Below are 19088 nucleotides of genomic sequence, written 5' to 3'. Positions count from 1 at the left end.
CTTCCATCCACACCCACCCAGAACCGGCAACACCGCGATGAAAAACTACCCCTGGGCGAAAGCACTGGACGCAGTTGAGAAACAGCTCCGCGACATCGAGACGAGCAGGTAGATCATGGAGACCATGCCGAGTTCCACCTTCGCGCGAACACGCGTGTCTGCGCGAAGGTGGAACTCGGGGTGCGGAGGGTGGAACTCGCGGGTGCAGGGCGCGGGACTCGGGGGTGCAGGGCGCGGGACTCGCGGGTTACTTCTGGCGGGCGCGGAGCAGGTCGATCGCTTTGGTGATGCGGCGCTGGCGGGTTTCGGGTGCTTTGGCGCCTTCGATGGCCAGGACGTGGCGGAGTTGGTGGCTGTAGGACAGGGTGTCGAAGAAGGCCCTGGCGGCGGGCGAGGCGTCGAGGGCGGTGGCGAAGTCCTCGGGTATTTCGACGGTGCGTGGCTCGGTGTCCAGCTCCACGGTCACCTCAAGCTCGTCGCCGGCCGCGACGCCGGCCTTGCCCCGCTGTTCGGCGCTCACCGGCAGCATGTACCGGCCGCCCATCGACGCCACTGTGCTGCGGTACGTGTGGCCGTTGATCGTGACGTGGACGGGCGGGCGCTTGCCGGAACCGAGAGTCTCGACAACGTCGACCGGCACTTCGATGCCGGTCGCGGTCTTGCCGCCAAGCTCCAGCGTGGCGTGGAATTTCATCGCCCCTCCCCGAAGAACTCCGCGAGCACCGGCGCCAGTGCGGCGGGCTTCACGATGTGGGTTTGGCCTTCGAGCGTGCGGTGCGTCGCCGCCGGCAGCACCTCGGCGAGCTGGCGCATCGCGGCGGTCATCCACGCCGGGCTCTTGCCGCCGCACACCACCAGCGCCGGCACGCTGGACGTCCACCGGTCGGCCGGCAGCGGCTGGCCGTGCTCGAACGGGGCGACGAACGCCACGTCGTAGGGCAGCGTGTGGGCGACACCCTTGAGCTTCGACCACGCCGGCATGAACCGCATCATCGCCACCACGAATCCCGGCAAGCCGACGCCGGCGCGCATGAACCACTTCACCGTGTCGGCCCGCTTGTCCTGCGCCAGCAACGATTCCATGCGTGATTCGTAGTCGGCGGGGATCGGCGCACGGCTGGAGTCCACGACGAACGGGATCTCGTACAGCGCCAGTTTCTCGACGGCCAGGCCGGCGTTCACCGCCTCCAGCGCCAGCGCGCCGCCCGAGGAGATGCCGTACAGGTGCACCGACCCGCCGGCCTCCTTGATCAGCGCCGCCAGGTCCTCGATCTCACGCTCCCGCGAAAACGGCGCCGTGTCCGTGCTCTCGCCCCGGCCGCGCCGGTCGTAGGTGTACACCGTGAACCGGTCCGCCAGTTCCGCGGCGAGCCCGCCATTCGGGCCGGACGCGCGGTAGCACAGCGCGCCGTCCACCAGGATCAGCGGCGGCCCGCTGCCGATCTTGTCGTAGGTGATGGTGGTTCCGTCACTCGATCTGACTGTCCCCATTGGACTCATCCCTTCGCGGTAAGTGTGTCGATCCACGACTGCCACGCGCGTTCGGTCGCGGTTACGTCGATGTCGGAGAAGACGCTGTGCGTGAGCACGAACCCGCCCTGAAACCCTTGCAGGAAACGGAGAAGCGCGTCGTCGGTGCGCACGCCGATGGTGTGCGCGTTGGTGTAGTAGACCTGCCCGTCGAGGTCATCGGAGCCGAGTGCGTTCCGCAACGCGGTCCACGCACTGTCCCATGTGGACACCTGCGGGCCGAAGACGGTGAACGGCGAGCCGGAGCGCGGTGCGAAGTGGCCGAGGTATTCGCGGAGCGTGCGGAAGAACATCGCGTGCCCGAGGGTCATCGCCTCGTACTCGTCGGCCCAGTCGTCGCCGGGTAGGAAGCCGCCGGTGACCACGCGCAGCACGGTCGAGCCGCCCTCGCGCCCCTCGATCAGGAACTCGTAGCCGACCCGCCGGCCGTCCGGTGCGGGCTCGCCGCCGTAGGCCAGTCGCGCGCCGGGCTCCCACGCGGTGACCGGATGCTCGGGGGTGAAATCGCCGAACGCGGTGCGCACGGCGGCGCCGTCGACCTCGGTGCGTCCCATGAACCAGGAGTCGATGCCCGGACCGGTGGCGATCGCGTCCCACACGGTGTCCGGATCGGCGTCGACCTGGAGTTCGAACGCGTCGGAGAACTCGTGGCTCATGTCAGGACTCCCTTGCCGGAACAGGCTTTTCGGCACTGGGGTGCACAGCCACGACGATCCGGTGCGCGCGCCCGCCCCGCGCCGACTCGTCGTGATACTTGCCCACGAGCGTGGTGACGGCAGTCGCCAACTCCTCGGCGAAAGCGGACCGGTCCGCCGCCGACGCGAACCGCACCTCGCCGTCCAGCGCGAACGTGGCGACCTTCTTGTTCGCCTTCGCGGCACCCGTGAGCAGCGAGCCGACGTCGCGCACCAATCGCGCCGCGACGGCGAGCAGCCAACGCGCGGACAGCCGGTCCGGCGCGCGCGCTGGATCGGGCTGCACGGCGGCCAGCGCGGTCGGCGAGATGACATAGGACGCCGCGGTGGCCCGCAGCACCCGTTCGGTCATGTTGCCCTTGCGCCGCTCCTCGGCCAGCTCCACGAGCCCATGCCGCTCGAGCGTCCGCAGGTGGTAGTTCACCTTCTGCCTGGGCAAACCGACCTTGCCGGCCAGCATGCTCGCCGAGTTGGGCTCGGCCAGCTCGGCCAACAGCCTCGCCCGGACCGGGTCGAGCGACACCTCGGCCGCCGACGGGTCTTCGATCACCGCTACCTCGAACATGCGAGAAGCGTGTCACCGACAACTCAAACTGTCAAGACAAATCTTCTCGTCGGCGGCTGAGTCGCCATCGCGCCAGCAAGCAGCTGACCAGCACGCCGAGCCACACCACGGCGATCATCACGGCCAGCGCCATCGGATAGTCGCCGTCGTGCAGGCCCGGGTTCACCGGCGCCGGGTCCAGCCGCCACAGCAGTGGAAACGCCAGCAACGCGAGCAGCGCGGTGAGCCCGGCGCCCACCGCGACCGGCGCGCGGAACGGCGCCGGCAGCACCCGCGTCACGAGCACGCCGACCACCGCCACCACGGGCGCCACCAGCAGATCGTGCACGACCGGTCCGGCGACGAACCAGGTGCCGATCGCGATCCCCTCGTCGAACGACCGGTCGACCAGCTCGTAGACCAGCACTCCGCCCCAGGCCAGACCTGCCAGCCCGGCGAGCCCCAGCAACACGCGGGTGATCACTTGACCACCTCCAGCCGGTGCACCCACTTGGTCTGCAGCACGCCGGGCCGGTTCGGCGCGATGATCCGGCACGGGAACCCGTGATCGAGGTTCAGCGTCTCGCCGTTGACGCGCAGCGCGAGCAGCGTCAGCGGGTCGGCGACGTGCTCGGCGGGCAGTGTGCTGACCGCGTACAAACTGTTGCGCTCCAAGGAGATCACCCGCACGTCGGTATCGATCGACAGACCGGCGGCACGCAGCACGTCGGCCACCGGGACACCCGTCCACGTCGCCGACTCGCTCCACCCCTCCACACAGGCGATCGGCAGGTCCGCGGTGATCTGCGGCATCGCCTCCAACTCGGCGCGGGTGAACGACCGGCCGCCGATCTCCAGCCGCCACGCCGGATCACGCGCCGAGTCGTGCACACCCGCGGCGAACGCGGTGCGGTTGACCGGCAGCCCTTGCGGATCGTCGCCGGCACGCCAGGACAGCCCGGATACCTTGCGCAGCAACGGAACCGTGGCGCCGGCCGTCGCCACCACGGCGACGCCCGAGGCCAGCCAGGTGCTACGCAGGAAGCCACGGCGGGACAGCGTGCCGCGCTCCGGCGGCTCGGCGTCGACCTTCTCGCCGAGCGCCCGCCTGATCACCGGCAGCTTGACCGCCACGTGCACCACGATCGAGCCGGCCAGCACCCACGCGACCGCGTAGTGCGCCGGCGGGAAGAAGAACTGGAACGGGTAGTTCTGCGCCACATTGAACAACCCGGTCACCAGCTCGAAGAACGCCGCGCCGGACAGCACCAGTATCGACGCCCGCTCCAGCGCGTGCGCCGCCGAGCGAACCACCGGCCGGCCGAACAGCTTCGGGTAGACGCTCCACAGTTTCGCCACCAGCAGCGGGATCGACGCCACGCCGGCTATCACGTGCAGCCCCTGCGTCACCTGGTACAGCCACACCGGCCGGCTCGGCCAGAAGAACCACGACGGCGGGTGCTGGATCGCATGGCTCAGCAATCCGGTGACGAAGCAGACCGTGAACGCGATGCCCAGCCACATCCCGATGCGCGCGGTCACCCGCTCGTCGTGCGCCGCCGAGCGGAACGAGTTTTCCTTGACAGGAAACGAGAATCTCATCGGATCAGCTCCGCGAACCATCGCTCGCCGCGCCGTCCGACATCGCCGAGGCGCAGCCCGACGTCGTGCGCGCACCCCTCGAGCGCGTCGACGCCGAGCCACGCCCAGTCGAACCAGGCGCCGTCCAGGGTCGCGCTGGCCACCCGAACCCGCCCGGTGCGCAGCCCCTCCCCCGGCCCGCTCACCTCGACCAACGCGGTGCCGCCGCGCCGCAGCAGCTCGCCGGTGCGGCGCAACAGCCGCACCGGGTCGCCGCCGATGCCGACGTTGCCGTCGGCGAGCAGCACATGCCGCCAGCGCCCCTCCCCGGGCAGCCGGTCGAACACGTCGCGGCACAGCGCGACGGCACCGCGTTCCCTGGCCAGCCGCACCGCGACCGGCGAGCTGTCCACCCCGAGCGCCGGCACGCCGCGTGCGGTGAGTGCCGCGGTGAGCCGGCCAGGGCCGCACCCGACGTCCAGCGTCGGCCCGGTACACGCGTCGAGCATCCAGGCGTCGGCGGCGTCGGATGCGGCCTTCCATCGGCTGGTCGGCAGGACCAGCCGCTCCCCCGTGGACAGTTCCAGCCAGCACTGGCCGGAGGTCATCGCGTGGCAGAACTCGTTGCCGGCGTGCGGAATCCGGCTCGCCGTGGTCATCGAGCCACCACTCCAGCCCTCACTCCGGCGACCGCGGCGACGGCCTCGGCGAAACGTCCGCCGGTCAGCCTGGCGACCGCCACCGCGTCGGTCATGGTGTCCACATCGGACAGCACGGGCAGCCTGCGCACCTCGCCGAGGGCGGTGCGCAGGGCCCACTCGGTGTGCCGCCCGGTGTCCGGTGTGGACATCGGAATCCTGGCGAGTACCCGCGCGTCGGCCGGACATCGCAGGCCGAGCGCCCACCAGCCGCCGTCCTCGGCGTGCCCCAACACTGCGGGCGCCTCGGCCAGCGCGTCCGCGGCGCCGGTCAGCAGTGCGGGTGTCACCTGTGGGGTGTCCATCCCGATCTGCACAACCGGTGTGTCCGGTAGCAGAGCCATCGTGTCGGCGTGCGCGTTGGCCAGCCGCTCGCCGAACCGGTCGCCGCGCTGGTCGATCACCGTCGTGCGCGCCAGCCACCCCGCCAGCTCATACTTCCGTTGCGCCGCACCGAGATCGCCGGTCAGGGCGACGACGGTTTGACTGTCCGGTGTGGACAGTGCGGCGTCCAGGGTGTCCAGCAGCGCGGTGGCGGCGATCTCCGCGGCCTGGTCGGGAGTCGCGGGCGGGCACAGCCGGGTCTTCGCCAGACCGGCCACCGGCGCCTTGGCCACGACGAGCACGGCGAACCTCATCGCAGCACCCCCGCCATGTCACGCACCGCGCGTGCGGTGCCGCGCACCGAGCCGGACACCTTGGAGCGCGTGCCCTTCGCGCGGTTGCGGTAGGACACCTCGAGCTCGGCGATCCGCCACCCCGCCCGTCCTGCCCGCAGCAACAGTTCGAGCGGATAGCCGAACGCGCGGTCGGTGACGCCGAGGTCAAGCAGGTTCTCCCGTCGGCACGCTCGGGCCGGTGCGATGTCGTGCACGGCCACACCGCGCCGCCGCAGCAGCGCCGCGAGCAGCGTGTTGCCGGCCCGCGCGTGCCACGGCCAACAACCTTTTTCGATCGGAGAGCGCCTGCCCACAACGAGATCAGTGCTCTCATCGAGCAACGCCACCAGTCCGGGCAGTTCGGCGGGATCGAGCGAACCGTCCGCGTCGAGGAAGCACACCACGTCCGCCGTGGCCGCCTCCAGTCCACTGTGGACAGCCGCGCCGTAGCCGCGGCGGGGCTCGTGCACGACGGTCGCGCCGAGTTCGGCCGCGACGATCGGCGAGCCGTCGGTCGAGCCGTTGTCCACCACGATCGGGCGGTATCCGTGCGGCATCGCGGCCAGCACGCCGGGCAGTGCGCCGGCTTCGTCCAGGCACGGGAGCACGACGTCCACGGTCGTCTCTGAGTTCGTCACCCCGCTGACGTTAAGTCCACCGTGGACAGTCGAAAACCCTTGCGGCGCTTACCAAATTGTGACGCCGCGCCAAGTCTTACGGAGTTCTGACGGATGCCGCCGCGGGCACGCGCGGGGGTGCCGGCGGCACTAGCGTCCACCGGGTGACTGTGCGCGTGGACCCCGACGAAACGACCCGCCCGGACCCGGCCGAACCGTCGTCCGCTCCGGTGACCACCGGCCGCCGGGCCGACCTGATCGCGGCCGGGATCGCGTTCGCGCTCGTGGTCGTGGCGGTCGTCGTCGGCAAGCTCCTCTGGCCCGTGCTGCTCACCGGATTCGGCGTCGGACCGCTGTTCGGCGAGTGGCCGATCCTCGGGGAATGGTTCCCGCACATCGGGATCGGCACCCCGCTGGCGATCATCGTCGCGCTGGCCACCGCGATGTACGGGCCGGCGCTCGCGGCCCGGCTGCGCTGGCGCACCGCGCTGGGCTGCGGGTACCTGCTGGCCGTCGCGTGGACGTTCACACTCGCCATGATCGACGGCTGGCAGCGCGGGATCGCCAACCGGCTCGCCACCGACGCGGAGTACCTGCCGACCGTCCCGCACATCACCGACACCGGCGCGATGCTCAACGGTTTCGCGCGTCGAATCCTCGACTTCCAGCCGGACTCGTGGCCCACCCACATCGCCGGGCACCCGCCGGGCGCGACGCTCGTTTTCGTCTGGCTCGACCGGATCGGGTTGTCCGGAGGAGGTGCTGCCGGCACGGTCTGCGTACTCGTCGGCTGCCTCGCGGCGGTCGCGGTTCCGGCCACGATCTCCTTGCTGGGCAGGCACGATCTCGCGCGCGCGGCGCTGCCGTTCGTGGCACTGTTCCCCGGCGCGGTGTGGATCGGCGCGTCGGCGGACGGGTTGTTCACCGGCGTCACGTCGTGCGGGATCGCGCTGCTGGCCCTCGGCGCGGCTCGCCGGTCGCCGCTGGCCGGGTTCGCCGGCGGGGTGCTGCTCGGATTCGGGATCTTCCTGTCCTACGGGCTGGTTCTCATGGGGCCGATCGCCATGGCGGTGATCGTGGTGCGGCGGGCGTGGCGCACGCTGGCCGTGGGGGTGGTGGGCGCGCTCAGCGTGGTGGCGGTGTTCGCGCTGGCCGGGTTCTGGTGGCTGGACGGGTACACGGCGCTGGTCGAGCGTTACTACCAGGGGATCGCCAGCATCCGGCCGTACGGGTACTGGGTGTGGGCGAACCTCGCCTGCCTGGCGTTGGCCGTCGGGCCGGCCGCCGTTGCGGGCCTTCGGCGCGCCGGTGTCACGGTGTTCTCCGGCCTGCGCCGACGGCTCACCCCGGATCGGTTTCCCTTGGCGGCACTGGGAATCGCCGCCGTGTGGGCGGTGATCGTGGCCGACCTGTCCGGGCTGTCGAAGTCCGAGGTGGAGCGAATCTGGCTGCCGTTCGGGGTGTGGCTGGTGGCCACGGCCGCACTGCTGCCGGCCCGGTCACACCGCGCCTGGCTGATCGCCCAGGCCGGCACCGCGCTGCTGGTCAATCACCTGATCCTGACCAACTGGTAAGTGAGTACTCACCCGCCGGTGAGCGAGCACTCACCCCCGAGAATGAGTGCCGCCTGGTTCTACGCTGTCGAGATGCGTGATCGTGGCGAACGACTGTCCGACGGCGAGTTCGAACTCCTCTGCCGACTGCTTCGACGGTATTGCGAGTTCAACCTGGACCAGCACGATCATCTGGTCGTGGACACTACCTTCGGGGACGTCTTCATCAGCGTCACGCGCAAACCCCCGCCGGCCAGCCACCTCGACGGGTACACACGCTTGCCGGGTTGATCGCGCACAGCTGTCCCTACTGACGGCGTGGTGAGTGAGCACTCACCACCAGGTGAGTAAACGCTCACCCGCCAGGAGCCCGCAGCGGCACGGCAAGCTCGAACTGCCGGGTGAGTGAGTGCTCACCCGGCAGTGGGTAAGTGTTCACTCACCCCGAGACGCCGGTGGCCGCGGGCTCGCGGAGGGGATCGCTCGCGAACGCGGACACGCCGTCGGCGAAGGACACCGACGCGGAGAAGCCGAGCAGGTCGCGCGCCGCCGCCGGGTCGGCCACCACGTGTCGCACGTCGCCCGGTCGTGCGCCGCCGACGATCCTCGGCTCGGGTCCATCGCACGCGCGGGCCAGTGTCGCGGCCAGATCCCCGACCGTGTGCGGCTCACCGGAGCACACGTTCACCGGCGTGAGCGCGGAATCGGCGCCGGCGGTCTCGATTGCCAGCACATTGGCCGTCGCCACGTCCGTGACGTGCACGAAGTCGCGCCGCTGCCGGCCGTCCTCCAGCACGGTCGGCGCCTCACCCCGCCGCAACGCCGAGCGGAACAGCGACGCCACCCCGGCGTACGGCGTGTCCCGAGGCATCCGTGGCCCGTACACGTTGTGGTACCGCAGCGCCCACACCTGCCCCCCGGCCTGCCGCGCCCACGCCCCGGCCAGGTGCTCCTGAGCAGCCTTGGTCGCCGCGTAGGTACTGCGCGGATCGAACGGCGCGCTTTCCGGGACCAGACCCGGCTCCAGCGGCGCCCCACAAGTCGGGCACGGCGGTTCGTAACGCCCGTTGTCCACATCGGACTGCCGGCGCGGTGCCGGGCTCACCACACCGTGCGCGGCACAGGTGTAGCGCCCCTCGCCGTAGACCACCATCGACGACGCCAGCACCAGCCGGCGCACGCCGGCGCCGTGCATCGCGGCCAGCAACACCGCCGTGCCGAAGTCGTTGTGCGAGGCGAACTCCGGCGCGTCGAACGGGTCGAGCCCGTGCCCGACCATCGCGGCCTGGTGACACACCACGTCCACCCCGCGCATCGCGTGCGCGAGGACGTCGGTATCCCGCACGTCGCCGATCACGGTGCGGTGCGGCGACTCCGGCGCCGACGACCCGTGCGCGGCCGGCAGCAGCGCGTCCAGAACGGTGACCTCGTGTCCGCGCTCGGCCGCCAGGTCCGCGATGTGCGAACCGATGAACCCGAGCCCTCCGGTGACCAGTACTCGCATGCGGGCAACGCTAGGCCGACGGCCGGCCGCCGACAGCCCACGCGGCGATCACGTCACCGAACCGTCAGATCTTCCAATCGTCCACAATGGACGGTCACTGGCGCGGGTAGACCGGTTCGCCGTTGGTCTCACTCCGCGCACGACGCTGATGCGACTTGTCGCCGATGCCCGTCTTCTCGCCGATCTTGGCCCGCGCGATGCCGGCCGCACCTTGAACGGCCGGGTTGTCGGCGACCTTGCGGTAGGTGCGAACGATCTGGTCGTAGCGGCCTCGCCCGGCTCGCGCGCCCAGCACATAGCCGACGGCCGCACCCAACAGGAACGCCTTCATGCTCTCGCCTCCCACGCATCCACGTGCTCCCCTCCATCCTGCATCACCCAGCCGCGCCGCGCTGACCGCCGGACCGGTATCCCCCGCGCGGGCGGCCTCCGCGATGAGATAAAGTGACTCCCCGTCGGCGCAGGCCGACGTGAGCGATCCTCCATAGCTCAATTGGCAGAGCATTCGACTGTTAATCGAAGGGTTGCTGGTTCGAGTCCAGCTGGAGGAGCGGGCGGGCTTTGGGCGACGTGTGTCCGCGGAAAGCGCGGACCGGGTCGCCCGCCGTTATTTCCGGGGGCCGAGCCCCCGGACCCCACGGCGCGAGTTCCTCGCCTACCAGCTTGGTGCGCCCTGTTCGGGCGCGAGCGCCCTCATGGGCGCGGTTGCGTTTGGACCAACACGCGTGGGGCGTTCACTTTCTGTCAGCAGCAGTGCTCGCCTCGCCAGGCTTCCCGGCCCTCCTTGACGGCCACCACGGCGATCACCATCGCGGCGATCGGGTCGGCCCAGTGCCAGCCGAACAGACTGTTGAGCAACAGGCCGATCAGCAGTACGCCGGACAGATAAGTGCACAGCAGGGTCTGCTTGGAATCGGCCACCGCGCTGGCGGACCCGAGTTCCCGACCGGCCCGGCGTTGTTTGTGCGAGAGCACCGGCATGATCACCAGGGACACCGCCGCCAGCACGATGCCCACCGTTGAATGGTCGGCCGTCTCGGCCCCGAACAGGGTTCTGACGGACTCGACGGTCACGTAGGCGGCCAGCGCGAAGAATGACACCGCGATGACCCGCAGCGCGGTCCGTTCACGCGCTTCCGGATCGGCGCCGGAGAACTGCCACGCGACGGCCGTCGCCGAGGCCACCTCGATCACCGAGTCGAGCCCGAACCCGATCAGCGCGGTGGACGACGCGATCGTTCCCGCCGTGATCGCGACGACGGCTTCCACGACGTTGTAGGTGATGGTCGCGGCGACCAGCCAGCGCACCCGGCGCGTCAGCACCGCCCTGCGCTCAGGGGCAAGCCGAGGTGTGGGCGCACAGCAGCCGTCGGCGCACGCGGTCATCGCGCCTCCGTGGCCGGAACGTCGTCCAGGCAGGGCTCGTCGGTGTCCACCGCGAGCACCACCTTGACCAACTCCCGCAACGCGCGCCCCAGGTGCTCGTCGGCCAGCGCGTAGCGCACCTGACGCCCCTCGTAGCTGGCCACGACCAGGCCGCATCCCCGCAGGCAGGACAGGTGGTTGGACACGTTGGAGCGGCTGAGGCCGAGTTGGTCGGCGAGTTGCCCCGGATACGGCGTGCCGTCGAGCAGGGCCACCAGGATGCGGCACCGGGTCGGGTCGGCCAGCGCACGCCCCAACCTGGCCAGCGCGTCTTCTCGGGTCTCACACTTCAGCATGCCTCGAACAGTACAGCGTTGACTGAACCGTTCCTAGTCCTTGAAGGAGCCGTCCGGGCGGCGGGCGTGGCGAAACTTCATGTGGTTGCACTGAGGGCACGTGGGCAGCCAGATCTTGAAGATCCACAGCCACCAGGTGATCAGGATGACCCGCAGCATCCGCCATACCCATGGCGCCGAGCACGCCGAACAGTCGCGACAGTCGCCAGCCATGTCTCCAGCCTGCCGATCGCGGTGGGTGCCGGCAAGGTCGCTAGGGGTGTCCACCGTCACGTGTGGGGGCACCTAGGCGGTACCGTCCAGGCATGGTCGAATCCGTCCCTCCGGCCAGGACCGTGTGCCACGGCTGCCGCCAGGTAACCCACGTGCGCGTCGAGGACGACGACGGCAACGTCACGCTGCGGCCGATGATCCTGCCCGGCGAGGGCGTCACCCTCCGCGAGCGCGCCCCCGGCCGGCTCGTGCAGGAATCGTGCCCGGTGTGCGGCGAATCCGACGACCCCGGCTGGATCCCCGGATTCGTCCCGCCGGCGTGACGCCGGCTCACATGCCGAGCGTGTAGGCGGCCATCGAGATCGAGCCGGCCGCGTGCCCGTCCACCAGCGGTACGAGCGGCTCGTCGTCGGCGAGGCCCGCGACGTAGAGCAACGGCAGGAAGTGATCCGGCGTGGGCACGGCGTTGCCGAAATCGGGGTGCCCGTCCAGCGCCGCCGCCTCCGCCGGGGAGCTCGCCAGCACCTCGCGCGCCGCGTCGTCGAACCGCAGCGCCCAGTCGTACCCGGCGTCGGGCCGGTTGAAGTCGATCGCGCGCAGGTTGTGCACCACGTTGCCGCTGCCGATGATCAGCACGCCGTCCTCGCGCAGCGGAGCGAGGCGCCGGCCCAGTTCCAGGTGGTAGTCCGCGCCCTCGAAGGCGTTCAGCGACAACTGCACGACCGGGATCGACGCGTCCGGGAACGCGTGCAGCAACACCGACCAGGTGCCGTGATCGATCCCCCAACTGTCGTGATCACTGCCCACCCAGGTCGGCCGGACCGCGTCGGACACCTGCTCGGCCAACTCCGGCAACCCGGGCGCCGGATAGTTCACGTCGAACAGCTCGCGCGGGAAGCCGTAGAAGTCGTGGATCGTGCGCGGCCGCGGCATGGCGGTGACCGCCGTCGCGTTGACGTACCAGTGCGCGGAGATCACCAGGATCGCCCTCGGCCGGGGCACCGACTCCCCGAACGCCCGCCACGCCTGGGTGTACCGATTGTCCTCGAGCGCGTTCATCGGATTCCCGTGGCCCAAGAACGCGGCCGGCATGCGCTGATCGTTCATCAGCGACCAACGTACTTCGCGAGGTGCTCGCCGGTGACGGTGGAACGCGCGGCGACCAGATCGGCCGGAGTGCCCTCGAAGACGATCTTGCCGCCGTCGTGGCCGGCGCCCGGTCCGAGGTCGATGATCCAGTCCGCGTGCGCCATGACCGCCTGGTGGTGCTCGATGACGATGACCGACTTGCCCGACTCGACGAGCCGGTCCAGCAGGCCGAGCAACTGCTCGACGTCGGCCAGGTGCAGGCCCGTGGTCGGCTCGTCGAGCACGTAGATGTCGCCCTTCTCGGCCATCTGAGAGGCCAGCTTGAGCCGCTGCCGCTCGCCGCCGGACAGCGTCGTGAGCGGCTGGCCGAGCTTGAGATAACCGAGCCCGACGTCGGCGAGCCGGTCGAGGATCTTGTGCGCGGCGGGCGTGCGCGCCTCGCCGTCGGCGAAGAACTCCTCGGCCTCGGCCACCGACATCGCGAGCACCTCGGCGATGTCGCGGCCGCCCAGCTTGTACTCCAGTACCGACGCCTGGAACCGCTTGCCCTCGCACTCCTCGCAGGTGGACTCGACGGTGTTCATGATGCCCAGGTCGGTATAGATGACGCCGGCGCCGTTGCAGACGGGGCAGCCGCCCTCGGAGTTGGAGCTGAACAGCGCCGGCTTCACGCCGTTGACCTTCGCGAAGGCCTTGCGGATCGGGTCGAGCAGTCCGGTGTAGGTCGCCGGGTTGCTGCGCCGGGAACCGCGGATCGCACCCTGGTCGATCACCACGACGCCGTCGCGGCCGTCGACCGAGCCGTGGATGAGCGAGCTCTTGCCGGAGCCGGCCACGCCGGTGACCACGCAGAGCACGCCGAGCGGGAGGTCGACGTCCACGTTCCGGAGGTTGTGCGTCGACGCGCCGCGGATCTCCAGCGCGCCGGTGGACGGGCGCACGGATTCCTTGACCTTCGCCCGGTCGTCGAGGTGACGGCCGGTGATGGTGCCGCTGGCCCGCAGCCCGTCCAGGGTGCCCTCGTAGCAGACGGTGCCGCCCTCACTGCCCGCGCCGGGGCCGAGGTCGACGATGTGGTCGGCGATCGCGATCGACTCGGGCTTGTGCTCCACGACGAGCACGGTGTTGCCCTTGTTCCGCAGCTGCAGCAACAGGTTGTTCATCCGCTGGATGTCGTGCGGGTGCAGACCGATCGTGGGCTCATCGAAGACGTAGGTCACGTCGGTGAGCGACGAGCCGAGGTGACGAATCATCTTGGTCCGCTGTGCCTCGCCGCCCGACAGGGTGCCCGACGGGCGGTCCAGCGAGAGGTAGCCCAGCCCGATCTCGGCGAAGGAGTCCAGGAGATGTTGCAGACCCTTGAGCAGCGGGGCGACCGACGGCTCGTCCAGCTTCCGAACCCAGTCGGCCAGGTCGCTGATCTGCATCGTGCAGACGTCGGCGATGTTCTTCCCGTTGATCTTCGAGGACAGGGCTTCCTTGCTGAGCCGGGTGCCGTCGCACTCGGGGCAGGTCTGGAAGGTGATCGCCCGGTCAACGAACGCCCGGATGTGCGGCTGCATCGCCTCCCGGTCCTTGGCGAGCATGGACTTCTGGATCTTGGGGATCACGCCCTCGTAGGTGAGGTTGACGCCCTCCACCTTGATCTTCTCCGGCTCGCCGTAGAGCAGCTTCTGCAGTTCCTTCTTGTTGTACTTCCCGATCGGCTTGTCCATGGGTAGCCCGGCGCCGCCGAAGATGCGGCCGTACCAGCCGTCCATGCTGTACCCGGGGACGGTCAAGGCACCCTCGGACAGCGACTTGCTGGCGTCGTACAGCGCGGACAGGTCGAAGTCGCTGACCGAGCCCATGCCCTCACAGCGCGGACACATGCCGCCGAGCCGGTGGAACGTCGCCTTCTCGGCCTTCGTCTTGCCGCCCCGCTCGACGGTGATCGCGCCGGTGGCCGTCACCGAGGGAACGTTGAACGAGTACGCGTTGGGCGAGCCGACGTGCGGCTTGCCGAGCCGGCTGAACAGGATGCGCAGCATCGCGTTGGCGTCGGTGGCGGTGCCGACCGTGGACCGCGGGTTGGCGCCCATCCGCTCCTGGTCGACGATGATCGCCGTGGTCAGACCGTCGAGGAAGTCGACCTCCGGCCGCGCCAGCGTCGGCATGAAGCCCTGCACGAACGCGCTGTAGGTCTCGTTGATCATCCGCTGCGACTCGGCGGCGATCGTGCCGAACACCAGCGAGCTCTTGCCCGAACCGGAGACGCCGGTGAACACGGTCAGCCGGCGCTTCGGGATCTCGACGCTGACGTCCTTGAGATTGTTCACCCGCGCGCCCTGCACGCTGATCATGTCGTGGCTGTCGGCAGGGTTCGTACTCATTCGCTTCTCCAGTGGCTCGCGCGGGTCGGGCTCGATCTAACCAGGGTGACCAGGACCTATGGCAATGACGCTATGTGCTTGTCGCCGCCGGATGCTTCTTGATTTCTGATCGGTGCGACGAGTTCGCGCCACACCGCCGGTCTCACCTGTCGAACGCACCGAGCGCGAGCGAAGGAGAACCCCCGTGAGCAACGATCTCTGGTCGATGGTGCACGCCGAGCGCGGCGCTGATCGAGGACCTCACCCGCCTCGACGACCAGCAGTGGGAGACGCCGTCGCTGTGCCCGGGCTGGACCGTGCACGACGTGGTCGCGCACCTGATCGACACCGCGCTGACGACGCGCCTCAACTTCGTGGTCGGCATGGTCCGGGCGCGGTTCGACTTCGACCGCCAGAACGCGCGCGGGGTGCGGCGCGAGCGCCGCGACTCACCTCGGGAGACGCTGGAGCGGCTGCGTCAGGTGGCGCCGAGGACCTCCACCGCGCCGGCGCCGCTGGACACCCGGCTCGTCGAGGAGGTCCTGCACGGCGAGGACATCCGCCGTCCGCTGGGACTCACCCGCGCCTACCCGGTGGAGTCCGTGGCCCGGGCCCTTCGCCTGCAGGCGCGCACCTCGGCGTCCTTCGGCGGAGCCAAGGAGCGGCTGGCCGGCATCCGGCTGACCGCGACGGACACCGACCTGTCGATCGGCGACGGCGCGGAGGTGCACGGAACGGCGCTCTCCCTGCTGCTGGCCGTCACAGGGCGACCGGTGGCGCTGGACCAGCTCGACGGGCCGGGCGTCGCGACGCTGACGCCCGCCGCCTGATCACGACGCCGGCGTCATGGACAGCGCCCAGAAATCGGCGTAGCGGCCGTCTCGGCGCAGCAGCTCGTCGTGATCGCCTTCCTCGACGATCCGGCCGCCGTCGAGGAACACGACGCGATCGGCGCGCCGGACGGTCCGCATCCGGTGCGCCACCATGACCACCGTCCGGCCCGCCATCAGGCGCTCGATTCCCTCGTGCACGGCCGCCTCGTTCACCGGATCCAGCGCGGAGGTCACCTCGTCCAGCAGCACGATCGGCGCGTTCTTCAGCAACGCTCGCGCGATCGAGACCCGCTGACGCTCACCGCCGGACAGCAGTGCGCCACCCTCACCGACGTTGGTCGCCCATCCCCCTGGCAGCCGCTCGATCACCTCGTCCAGCCGGGCCGCGCTCGCCGCCGCACGCACCTCGGTCTCGGTCGCGTCCGGGCGGCCGAGGCGCACGTTCTCCTCGATCGTGCCGTCGAACAGGTACACGTCCTGGAACACGATGGCGGTCCGCTCCATCAACACGTCGGTGTCGATCGCGCGCACGTCCACACCTCCCACGCGCACCGCGCCCGCGTCCACGTCGTAGAAGCGCGCGAGCAACTGCAGCAGCGTGGTCTTGCCCGTACCCGACGGTCCGACGACGGCGAGCCGTTGTCCCTGCGGCACCGACAGCGACACGTCGTCGAACACGGTGCGGTCGCCGTGGGTGAAGGTGACGGACTCGAACTCCAGGTCGTGGCTCCGCGGCTGGATCGGCTCGGGCGCCTCCTGGAGCGGCTCGGTGCGCAACACCGCGTCGAGCCTGATCAACTCGGACCGCGCGCCGCGCAGCTTGCCGCCGATGTCCGCCAGCGACAGCACCGGATCCGCGCAGCGGGCGGCCAGCACCAGAATCGTCAGAATCTCCGCCACACCAACGTTTCCGCCCAGTGCGAGGTAGCTGCCCAGCACCAGCAACCCGGTGAACATCGCCTGCACCGCGAGCGTCAGGCCCACCACACCCGGCAGCGCCGACAGCGTAAGCTGGCGGGAGGCGCGCTCCACCTCGCGCAGCGAATCGTCGAGCATTCGGAAGCGTTCGGTGGTCCGGCCGCCGGCTCGGAGCACCGGCTGCGCCTGGAGATATTCGATGACCCGCCCGGCCGCCACGTGCCCGCGTTCGGCACTGTCCGCGTCGCCGGCCGCCGTCGAGCGTCCGGTCCAGGCCTGGATCGCCACCACGATCGGCACGGCGACCAGCGCGGCCAACCCCATCTGCCAGTTGACGGCGAGCATCACGACGATGATCGTCAGCGGTGTCACGCAGGCGGAGATGAACGGCGCCAGCAGGTGCGCGATCACGCTCATGGCCTGCAGAACGCCGTTGCTGGCCAGCACCGACACCTCGCCGACGCGGGCCGCGCTGTACCAGCCGATGGGCAGCCGGGCCAGGTGATCGCCGAGCCGGTGGTACATGCCGTCCAACAGTGTGGTGCCGGCGCGGAAACCGGACAGATCGCTGACGTAGCGCAGCAGCGCGTAGACCGCGACCCCGGCGCCGAACGCGATCAGCCAGGGCCAGGCGTCCGCGGGCGTGCTCCCGAACAGGGCCTGCAGCACGGGGACCAGCAACGCGTAGGACAAGCCCTCGGCGATCGCGGCGATCGTCATCAGGGCCACGGTGCGGCGCACCGGCGGGGCGTACTCGGGTCCCAGCACGCGCAGCAGTGTTCGAATCATCGGGGCTCGTCTCCTTCGGCCGTCGCCGATCGGTGGGCTTGCCAGAACGCGGCGAACTTTCCGTTCTGTGCCAACAGTTCCGCCGGTGTGCCGCGCTCGACGATCGACCCGTTCTCCACCATCACGACGGTGTCGGCGTCCACGATCGTCTCCAGCCGGTGGGCGATGACCAGCACCGTCCGATCACCCCCGAGCGTCGCCAGAGTGCGGCGCACCGCCTGTTCGGTCCGCGGGTCGGCGAAGGCGGTCGCCTCGTCGAGCACCAGAACGGGCGTGTCGGCGAGCAGGGCGCGGGCGATCGCGATCCGCTGCGCCTCGCCGCCGGAGAGCTTCACGTCGTCACCGATCACCGACTCGTAGCCGTGCGGCAGCTCCAGAATCCGGTCGTGGATGTTCGCCATCCGGGCGGCGCGCACCACGTCCTCGCGATCGGCCCGCGGTACCGCCAGCGCGATGTTGTCCGCGACCGACGCGCGCAGCAGGCGCACGTCCTGGAAGACGAAGGACACCTTGTCGTACAACGCTTTGCTGCCGATCTCGCGCAGATCGACACCGCCGAGGACGACCGAGCCGTGCGTCGGGTCGAAGAACCGCGGCAGCAGCTGAACCAGCGTGGACTTCCCGCTTCCGGACGGCCCGACGACCGCGGTGACCGTCCCCGGCTCGAGCACCAGATCGATCCCGCGCAGCACCTCGTGATCGTCTTCGTAACCGAATCGGACGTCCCGCAGTTCCACCCGGTGGCCCCGCGGTGCGACCGGGTGCTCGGGCTCGGGCAGCGGCGGCACCCCGAGCACGTCCCGGATCCGGCCGACCGCGCGCCCGGCGGCCTGCATGTCGTCGAAGACGTGGCCGGCCAGTGCCGCGACCGGCGCGGTCAAACCCAGTCCGAGCAACAGGAACGGCAGCAGATCGGCCGGAGGCAGGCCACCGGTCGTGATCAGCGCCGCGCCGCCGATCAGCACGACCAGCAGCACGAACGGCGGCGACAGCGCCACCTGCATCCCGGCGGCGACCCCGGACAGCCCGCGCACCATCCGGTAGAAGATCGTGACGAAGTCGTCGACGGCCGTGCGGAACCGGCGATGCGCGCGCTCGCCGCCGCCGAACGCCTTGACCACCGCGATGCCCTGGACGAACTCGACGACCGAATTCGAGATCCGCCCCATTGCCGTGTCGAACGCCTTCTGCTCGCGCAGCCGGGTCGGGGTCATCAACAGCGGGACCAGCGCCAACGCCAGCACCACCGGTATCAGCGTGATCAGGGTGAGCCGCCAGTCGATGGTGAACAGGTAGACCATCGACACCAGCGGCACCACGAACGCGGAGATGAGCTCGCCCGGCGCGTGCGCGATGAACGGGTGCACGGCACTGATGTCCTCGCCGACGACCTTGGCCAGCTCGCCGGTCCGCCGCCGGGAGAACCACCCGATCGGCACCCGCCCCAGATGCGCGGCCAGTAGTCGGCGGAACGACAGTTGCACCTTGCCGTCCAGAATGTGCCCGACTCCGGTCGACGCGGCCGTGAACAGCAACCGGACGAGCAGACCGGCAGCACCCGCGATCACGACGAGCCGGACGTGATCGTGATCGATCGGGCCGGGCGACAGCAGAGTGCGCCCCAGTTCGACGACCGCCAGCAGCGGCGCCAACCCCGCGACAGCGCCGATGACCTGCAGGATCACCATCGCGGCGAAACTGCCGATATGCGGGCGCAGCAGCCCCGCCATGCTCGGTTTCACCGCGGAATCGACAGCCGGTGTGGTCATCAGACGTGGTTCCCCTCGGCGAGT

22 protein-coding genes and 1 tRNA gene are annotated in these 19088 nt (G+C 70.1%); 5 read left to right on the top strand and 18 right to left on the bottom strand.

All coding sequences use genetic code 11. The features are described 5' to 3' along the window. Window positions 1-247 precede the first annotated feature (247 nt). The 9 genes from EV193_RS32560 to EV193_RS32520 are packed head-to-tail and all read right to left on the bottom strand — an operon-like array spanning window position 248 to window position 6324. A complete protein-coding gene (locus EV193_RS32560; protein ID WP_130348809.1) occupies window positions 248-694 on the bottom strand; it encodes a YdeI/OmpD-associated family protein in 447 nt (148 codons plus the stop codon). Next, complete coding sequence (locus EV193_RS32555) at window positions 691-1491, bottom strand: alpha/beta fold hydrolase (RefSeq protein ID WP_130348808.1); 801 nt, start codon at window positions 1489-1491, stop codon at window positions 691-693. The genes EV193_RS32560 and EV193_RS32555 overlap by 4 nt, the downstream gene beginning before the upstream one ends. Window positions 1492-1496: 5 nt before the next feature. After that, window positions 1497-2186 (bottom strand): SRPBCC family protein, encoded by a 690-nt coding sequence (locus EV193_RS32550; protein ID WP_130348807.1) that lies wholly within the window; start codon window positions 2184-2186, stop codon window positions 1497-1499. A 1-nt stretch (window position 2187) separates the two neighbouring features. After that, window positions 2188-2790, bottom strand: coding sequence for an ArsR/SmtB family transcription factor (locus EV193_RS32545; RefSeq protein ID WP_130348806.1), 603 nt, complete (start codon window positions 2788-2790; stop codon window positions 2188-2190). Between the two features lie 31 nt (window positions 2791-2821). Next, window positions 2822-3253 carry a hypothetical protein gene (locus EV193_RS32540; protein WP_130348805.1) on the bottom strand — a complete coding sequence of 144 codons (432 nt, stop codon included), beginning with the start codon at window positions 3251-3253 and terminating at the stop codon, window positions 2822-2824. Next, window positions 3250-4371 (bottom strand): molybdopterin-dependent oxidoreductase, encoded by a 1122-nt coding sequence (locus EV193_RS32535; RefSeq protein WP_130348804.1) that lies wholly within the window; start codon window positions 4369-4371, stop codon window positions 3250-3252. The genes EV193_RS32540 and EV193_RS32535 overlap by 4 nt, the downstream gene beginning before the upstream one ends. Further along, a complete protein-coding gene (locus tag EV193_RS32530; RefSeq protein WP_423202260.1) occupies window positions 4368-5009 on the bottom strand; it encodes a class I SAM-dependent methyltransferase in 642 nt (213 codons plus the stop codon). The genes EV193_RS32535 and EV193_RS32530 overlap by 4 nt, the downstream gene beginning before the upstream one ends. Beyond that, window positions 5006-5686: a TIGR04282 family arsenosugar biosynthesis glycosyltransferase gene (locus EV193_RS32525; RefSeq protein WP_130348803.1), complete on the bottom strand. Its 681-nt coding sequence runs from the start codon at window positions 5684-5686 to the stop codon at window positions 5006-5008. The genes EV193_RS32530 and EV193_RS32525 overlap by 4 nt, the downstream gene beginning before the upstream one ends. Continuing rightward, window positions 5683-6324: a glycosyltransferase family 2 protein gene (locus EV193_RS32520; protein WP_130348819.1), complete on the bottom strand. Its 642-nt coding sequence runs from the start codon at window positions 6322-6324 to the stop codon at window positions 5683-5685. The genes EV193_RS32525 and EV193_RS32520 overlap by 4 nt, the downstream gene beginning before the upstream one ends. Window positions 6325-6488: 164 nt before the next feature. Here EV193_RS32520 and EV193_RS32515 point away from each other — a divergent pair, with 164 nt between their 5' ends. Together EV193_RS32515 and EV193_RS32510 are read left to right on the top strand one after the other, a co-directional pair. Continuing rightward, window positions 6489-7898 (top strand): hypothetical protein, encoded by a 1410-nt coding sequence (locus tag EV193_RS32515; protein ID WP_242613833.1) that lies wholly within the window; start codon window positions 6489-6491, stop codon window positions 7896-7898. 72 nt (window positions 7899-7970) lie between these two features. After that, entirely contained in the window at window positions 7971-8168 is a 198-nt protein-coding gene (locus tag EV193_RS32510; protein WP_130348802.1) for a hypothetical protein, read from the top strand. 148 nt (window positions 8169-8316) lie between these two features. On the opposite strand, the gene EV193_RS32505 is transcribed toward EV193_RS32510, so the two are convergent. Together EV193_RS32505 and EV193_RS32500 are read right to left on the bottom strand one after the other, a co-directional pair. After that, on the bottom strand, window positions 8317-9381 hold the full coding sequence (locus tag EV193_RS32505; protein WP_130348801.1) for an NAD-dependent epimerase/dehydratase family protein: 1065 nt from the start codon (window positions 9379-9381) through the stop codon (window positions 8317-8319). Window positions 9382-9475: 94 nt separating this feature from the next. Then, window positions 9476-9727, bottom strand: coding sequence for a hypothetical protein (locus EV193_RS32500; protein WP_130348800.1), 252 nt, complete (start codon window positions 9725-9727; stop codon window positions 9476-9478). Window positions 9728-9859: 132 nt separating this feature from the next. On the opposite strand from EV193_RS32500, the gene EV193_RS32495 reads away from it, so the two are divergent. Further along, window positions 9860-9932, top strand: a tRNA-Asn gene (locus EV193_RS32495). A gap of 193 nt (window positions 9933-10125) precedes the next feature. Here EV193_RS32495 and EV193_RS32490 read toward each other — a convergent pair. From EV193_RS32490 to EV193_RS32480, 3 genes are read right to left on the bottom strand one after another with little or no spacing between them, the layout of a single operon-like run. Beyond that, window positions 10126-10767: a cation efflux transmembrane domain-containing protein gene (locus EV193_RS32490; RefSeq protein WP_130348799.1), complete on the bottom strand. Its 642-nt coding sequence runs from the start codon at window positions 10765-10767 to the stop codon at window positions 10126-10128. Continuing rightward, window positions 10764-11102 (bottom strand): Cd(II)/Pb(II)-sensing metalloregulatory transcriptional regulator CmtR, encoded by a 339-nt coding sequence (gene cmtR / locus EV193_RS32485; protein WP_130348798.1) that lies wholly within the window; start codon window positions 11100-11102, stop codon window positions 10764-10766. Before cmtR ends, EV193_RS32490 begins: the two co-directional genes overlap by 4 nt. Window positions 11103-11135: 33 nt before the next feature. Beyond that, the gene (locus EV193_RS32480) at window positions 11136-11315 is read right to left on the bottom strand and encodes a hypothetical protein (RefSeq protein ID WP_130348797.1); all 180 of its coding nucleotides are present in this window, start codon (window positions 11313-11315) and stop codon (window positions 11136-11138) included. Between the two features lie 92 nt (window positions 11316-11407). On the opposite strand from EV193_RS32480, the gene EV193_RS32475 reads away from it, so the two are divergent. Then, complete coding sequence (locus tag EV193_RS32475; RefSeq protein ID WP_130348796.1) at window positions 11408-11638, top strand: hypothetical protein; 231 nt, start codon at window positions 11408-11410, stop codon at window positions 11636-11638. A 7-nt stretch (window positions 11639-11645) separates the two neighbouring features. Here EV193_RS32475 and ygiD read toward each other — a convergent pair whose 3' ends face one another. Both ygiD and EV193_RS32465 read right to left on the bottom strand, forming a co-directional pair. Beyond that, the gene (ygiD, locus tag EV193_RS32470; RefSeq protein ID WP_207222899.1) at window positions 11646-12422 is read right to left on the bottom strand and encodes a 4,5-DOPA-extradiol-dioxygenase; all 777 of its coding nucleotides are present in this window, start codon (window positions 12420-12422) and stop codon (window positions 11646-11648) included. Beyond that, entirely contained in the window at window positions 12422-14776 is a 2355-nt protein-coding gene (locus EV193_RS32465; RefSeq protein ID WP_130348795.1) for an ATP-binding cassette domain-containing protein, read from the bottom strand. Before EV193_RS32465 ends, ygiD begins: the two co-directional genes overlap by 1 nt. Before the next feature lie 194 nt (window positions 14777-14970). Here EV193_RS32465 and EV193_RS32460 point away from each other — a divergent pair, with 194 nt between their 5' ends. Beyond that, window positions 14971-15585 (top strand): maleylpyruvate isomerase family mycothiol-dependent enzyme, encoded by a 615-nt coding sequence (locus EV193_RS32460; RefSeq protein ID WP_207222900.1) that lies wholly within the window; start codon window positions 14971-14973, stop codon window positions 15583-15585. On the opposite strand, the gene EV193_RS32455 is transcribed toward EV193_RS32460, so the two are convergent. Next, window positions 15586-17295, bottom strand: coding sequence for an ABC transporter ATP-binding protein (locus tag EV193_RS32455; protein WP_130348794.1), 1710 nt, complete (start codon window positions 17293-17295; stop codon window positions 15586-15588). Beyond that, window positions 17292-19064, bottom strand: a complete 1773-nt coding sequence (locus tag EV193_RS32450; protein ID WP_207222898.1) for an ABC transporter ATP-binding protein — start codon at window positions 19062-19064, stop codon at window positions 17292-17294. Before EV193_RS32450 ends, EV193_RS32455 begins: the two co-directional genes overlap by 4 nt. Window positions 19065-19088: the final 24 nt, after the last annotated feature.

Source organism: Herbihabitans rhizosphaerae (genome assembly GCF_004216555.1).
Lineage (GTDB): Bacteria > Actinomycetota > Actinomycetes > Mycobacteriales > Pseudonocardiaceae > Herbihabitans > Herbihabitans rhizosphaerae.
This window is presented reverse-complemented; position numbering and strand designations above follow the sequence as displayed.

Coding starts and splice junctions, on each gene's coding strand:
- EV193_RS32535 (WP_130348804.1), bottom strand. CDS start 4,371: ATGAGATTCTCGTTTCCTGTCAAGGAAAACTCGTTCCGCTCGGCGGCG.
- EV193_RS32550 (WP_130348807.1), bottom strand. CDS start 2,186: ATGAGCCACGAGTTCTCCGACGCGTTCGAACTCCAGGTCGACGCCGAT.
- EV193_RS32510 (WP_130348802.1), top strand. CDS start 7,971: ATGCGTGATCGTGGCGAACGACTGTCCGACGGCGAGTTCGAACTCCTC.
- EV193_RS32455 (WP_130348794.1), bottom strand. CDS start 17,295: ATGATTCGAACACTGCTGCGCGTGCTGGGACCCGAGTACGCCCCGCCG.
- EV193_RS32530 (WP_423202260.1), bottom strand. CDS start 5,009: ATGACCACGGCGAGCCGGATTCCGCACGCCGGCAACGAGTTCTGCCAC.
- EV193_RS32450 (WP_207222898.1), bottom strand. CDS start 19,064: ATGACCACACCGGCTGTCGATTCCGCGGTGAAACCGAGCATGGCGGGG.
- EV193_RS32545 (WP_130348806.1), bottom strand. CDS start 2,790: ATGTTCGAGGTAGCGGTGATCGAAGACCCGTCGGCGGCCGAGGTGTCG.
- EV193_RS32555 (WP_130348808.1), bottom strand. CDS start 1,491: ATGGGGACAGTCAGATCGAGTGACGGAACCACCATCACCTACGACAAG.
- EV193_RS32480 (WP_130348797.1), bottom strand. CDS start 11,315: ATGGCTGGCGACTGTCGCGACTGTTCGGCGTGCTCGGCGCCATGGGTA.
- cmtR (WP_130348798.1), bottom strand. CDS start 11,102: ATGCTGAAGTGTGAGACCCGAGAAGACGCGCTGGCCAGGTTGGGGCGT.
- EV193_RS32475 (WP_130348796.1), top strand. CDS start 11,408: ATGGTCGAATCCGTCCCTCCGGCCAGGACCGTGTGCCACGGCTGCCGC.
- EV193_RS32560 (WP_130348809.1), bottom strand. CDS start 694: ATGAAATTCCACGCCACGCTGGAGCTTGGCGGCAAGACCGCGACCGGC.
- EV193_RS32505 (WP_130348801.1), bottom strand. CDS start 9,381: ATGCGAGTACTGGTCACCGGAGGGCTCGGGTTCATCGGTTCGCACATC.
- EV193_RS32490 (WP_130348799.1), bottom strand. CDS start 10,767: ATGACCGCGTGCGCCGACGGCTGCTGTGCGCCCACACCTCGGCTTGCC.
- EV193_RS32525 (WP_130348803.1), bottom strand. CDS start 5,686: ATGAGGTTCGCCGTGCTCGTCGTGGCCAAGGCGCCGGTGGCCGGTCTG.
- EV193_RS32465 (WP_130348795.1), bottom strand. CDS start 14,776: ATGAGTACGAACCCTGCCGACAGCCACGACATGATCAGCGTGCAGGGC.
- ygiD (WP_207222899.1), bottom strand. CDS start 12,422: ATGAACGATCAGCGCATGCCGGCCGCGTTCTTGGGCCACGGGAATCCG.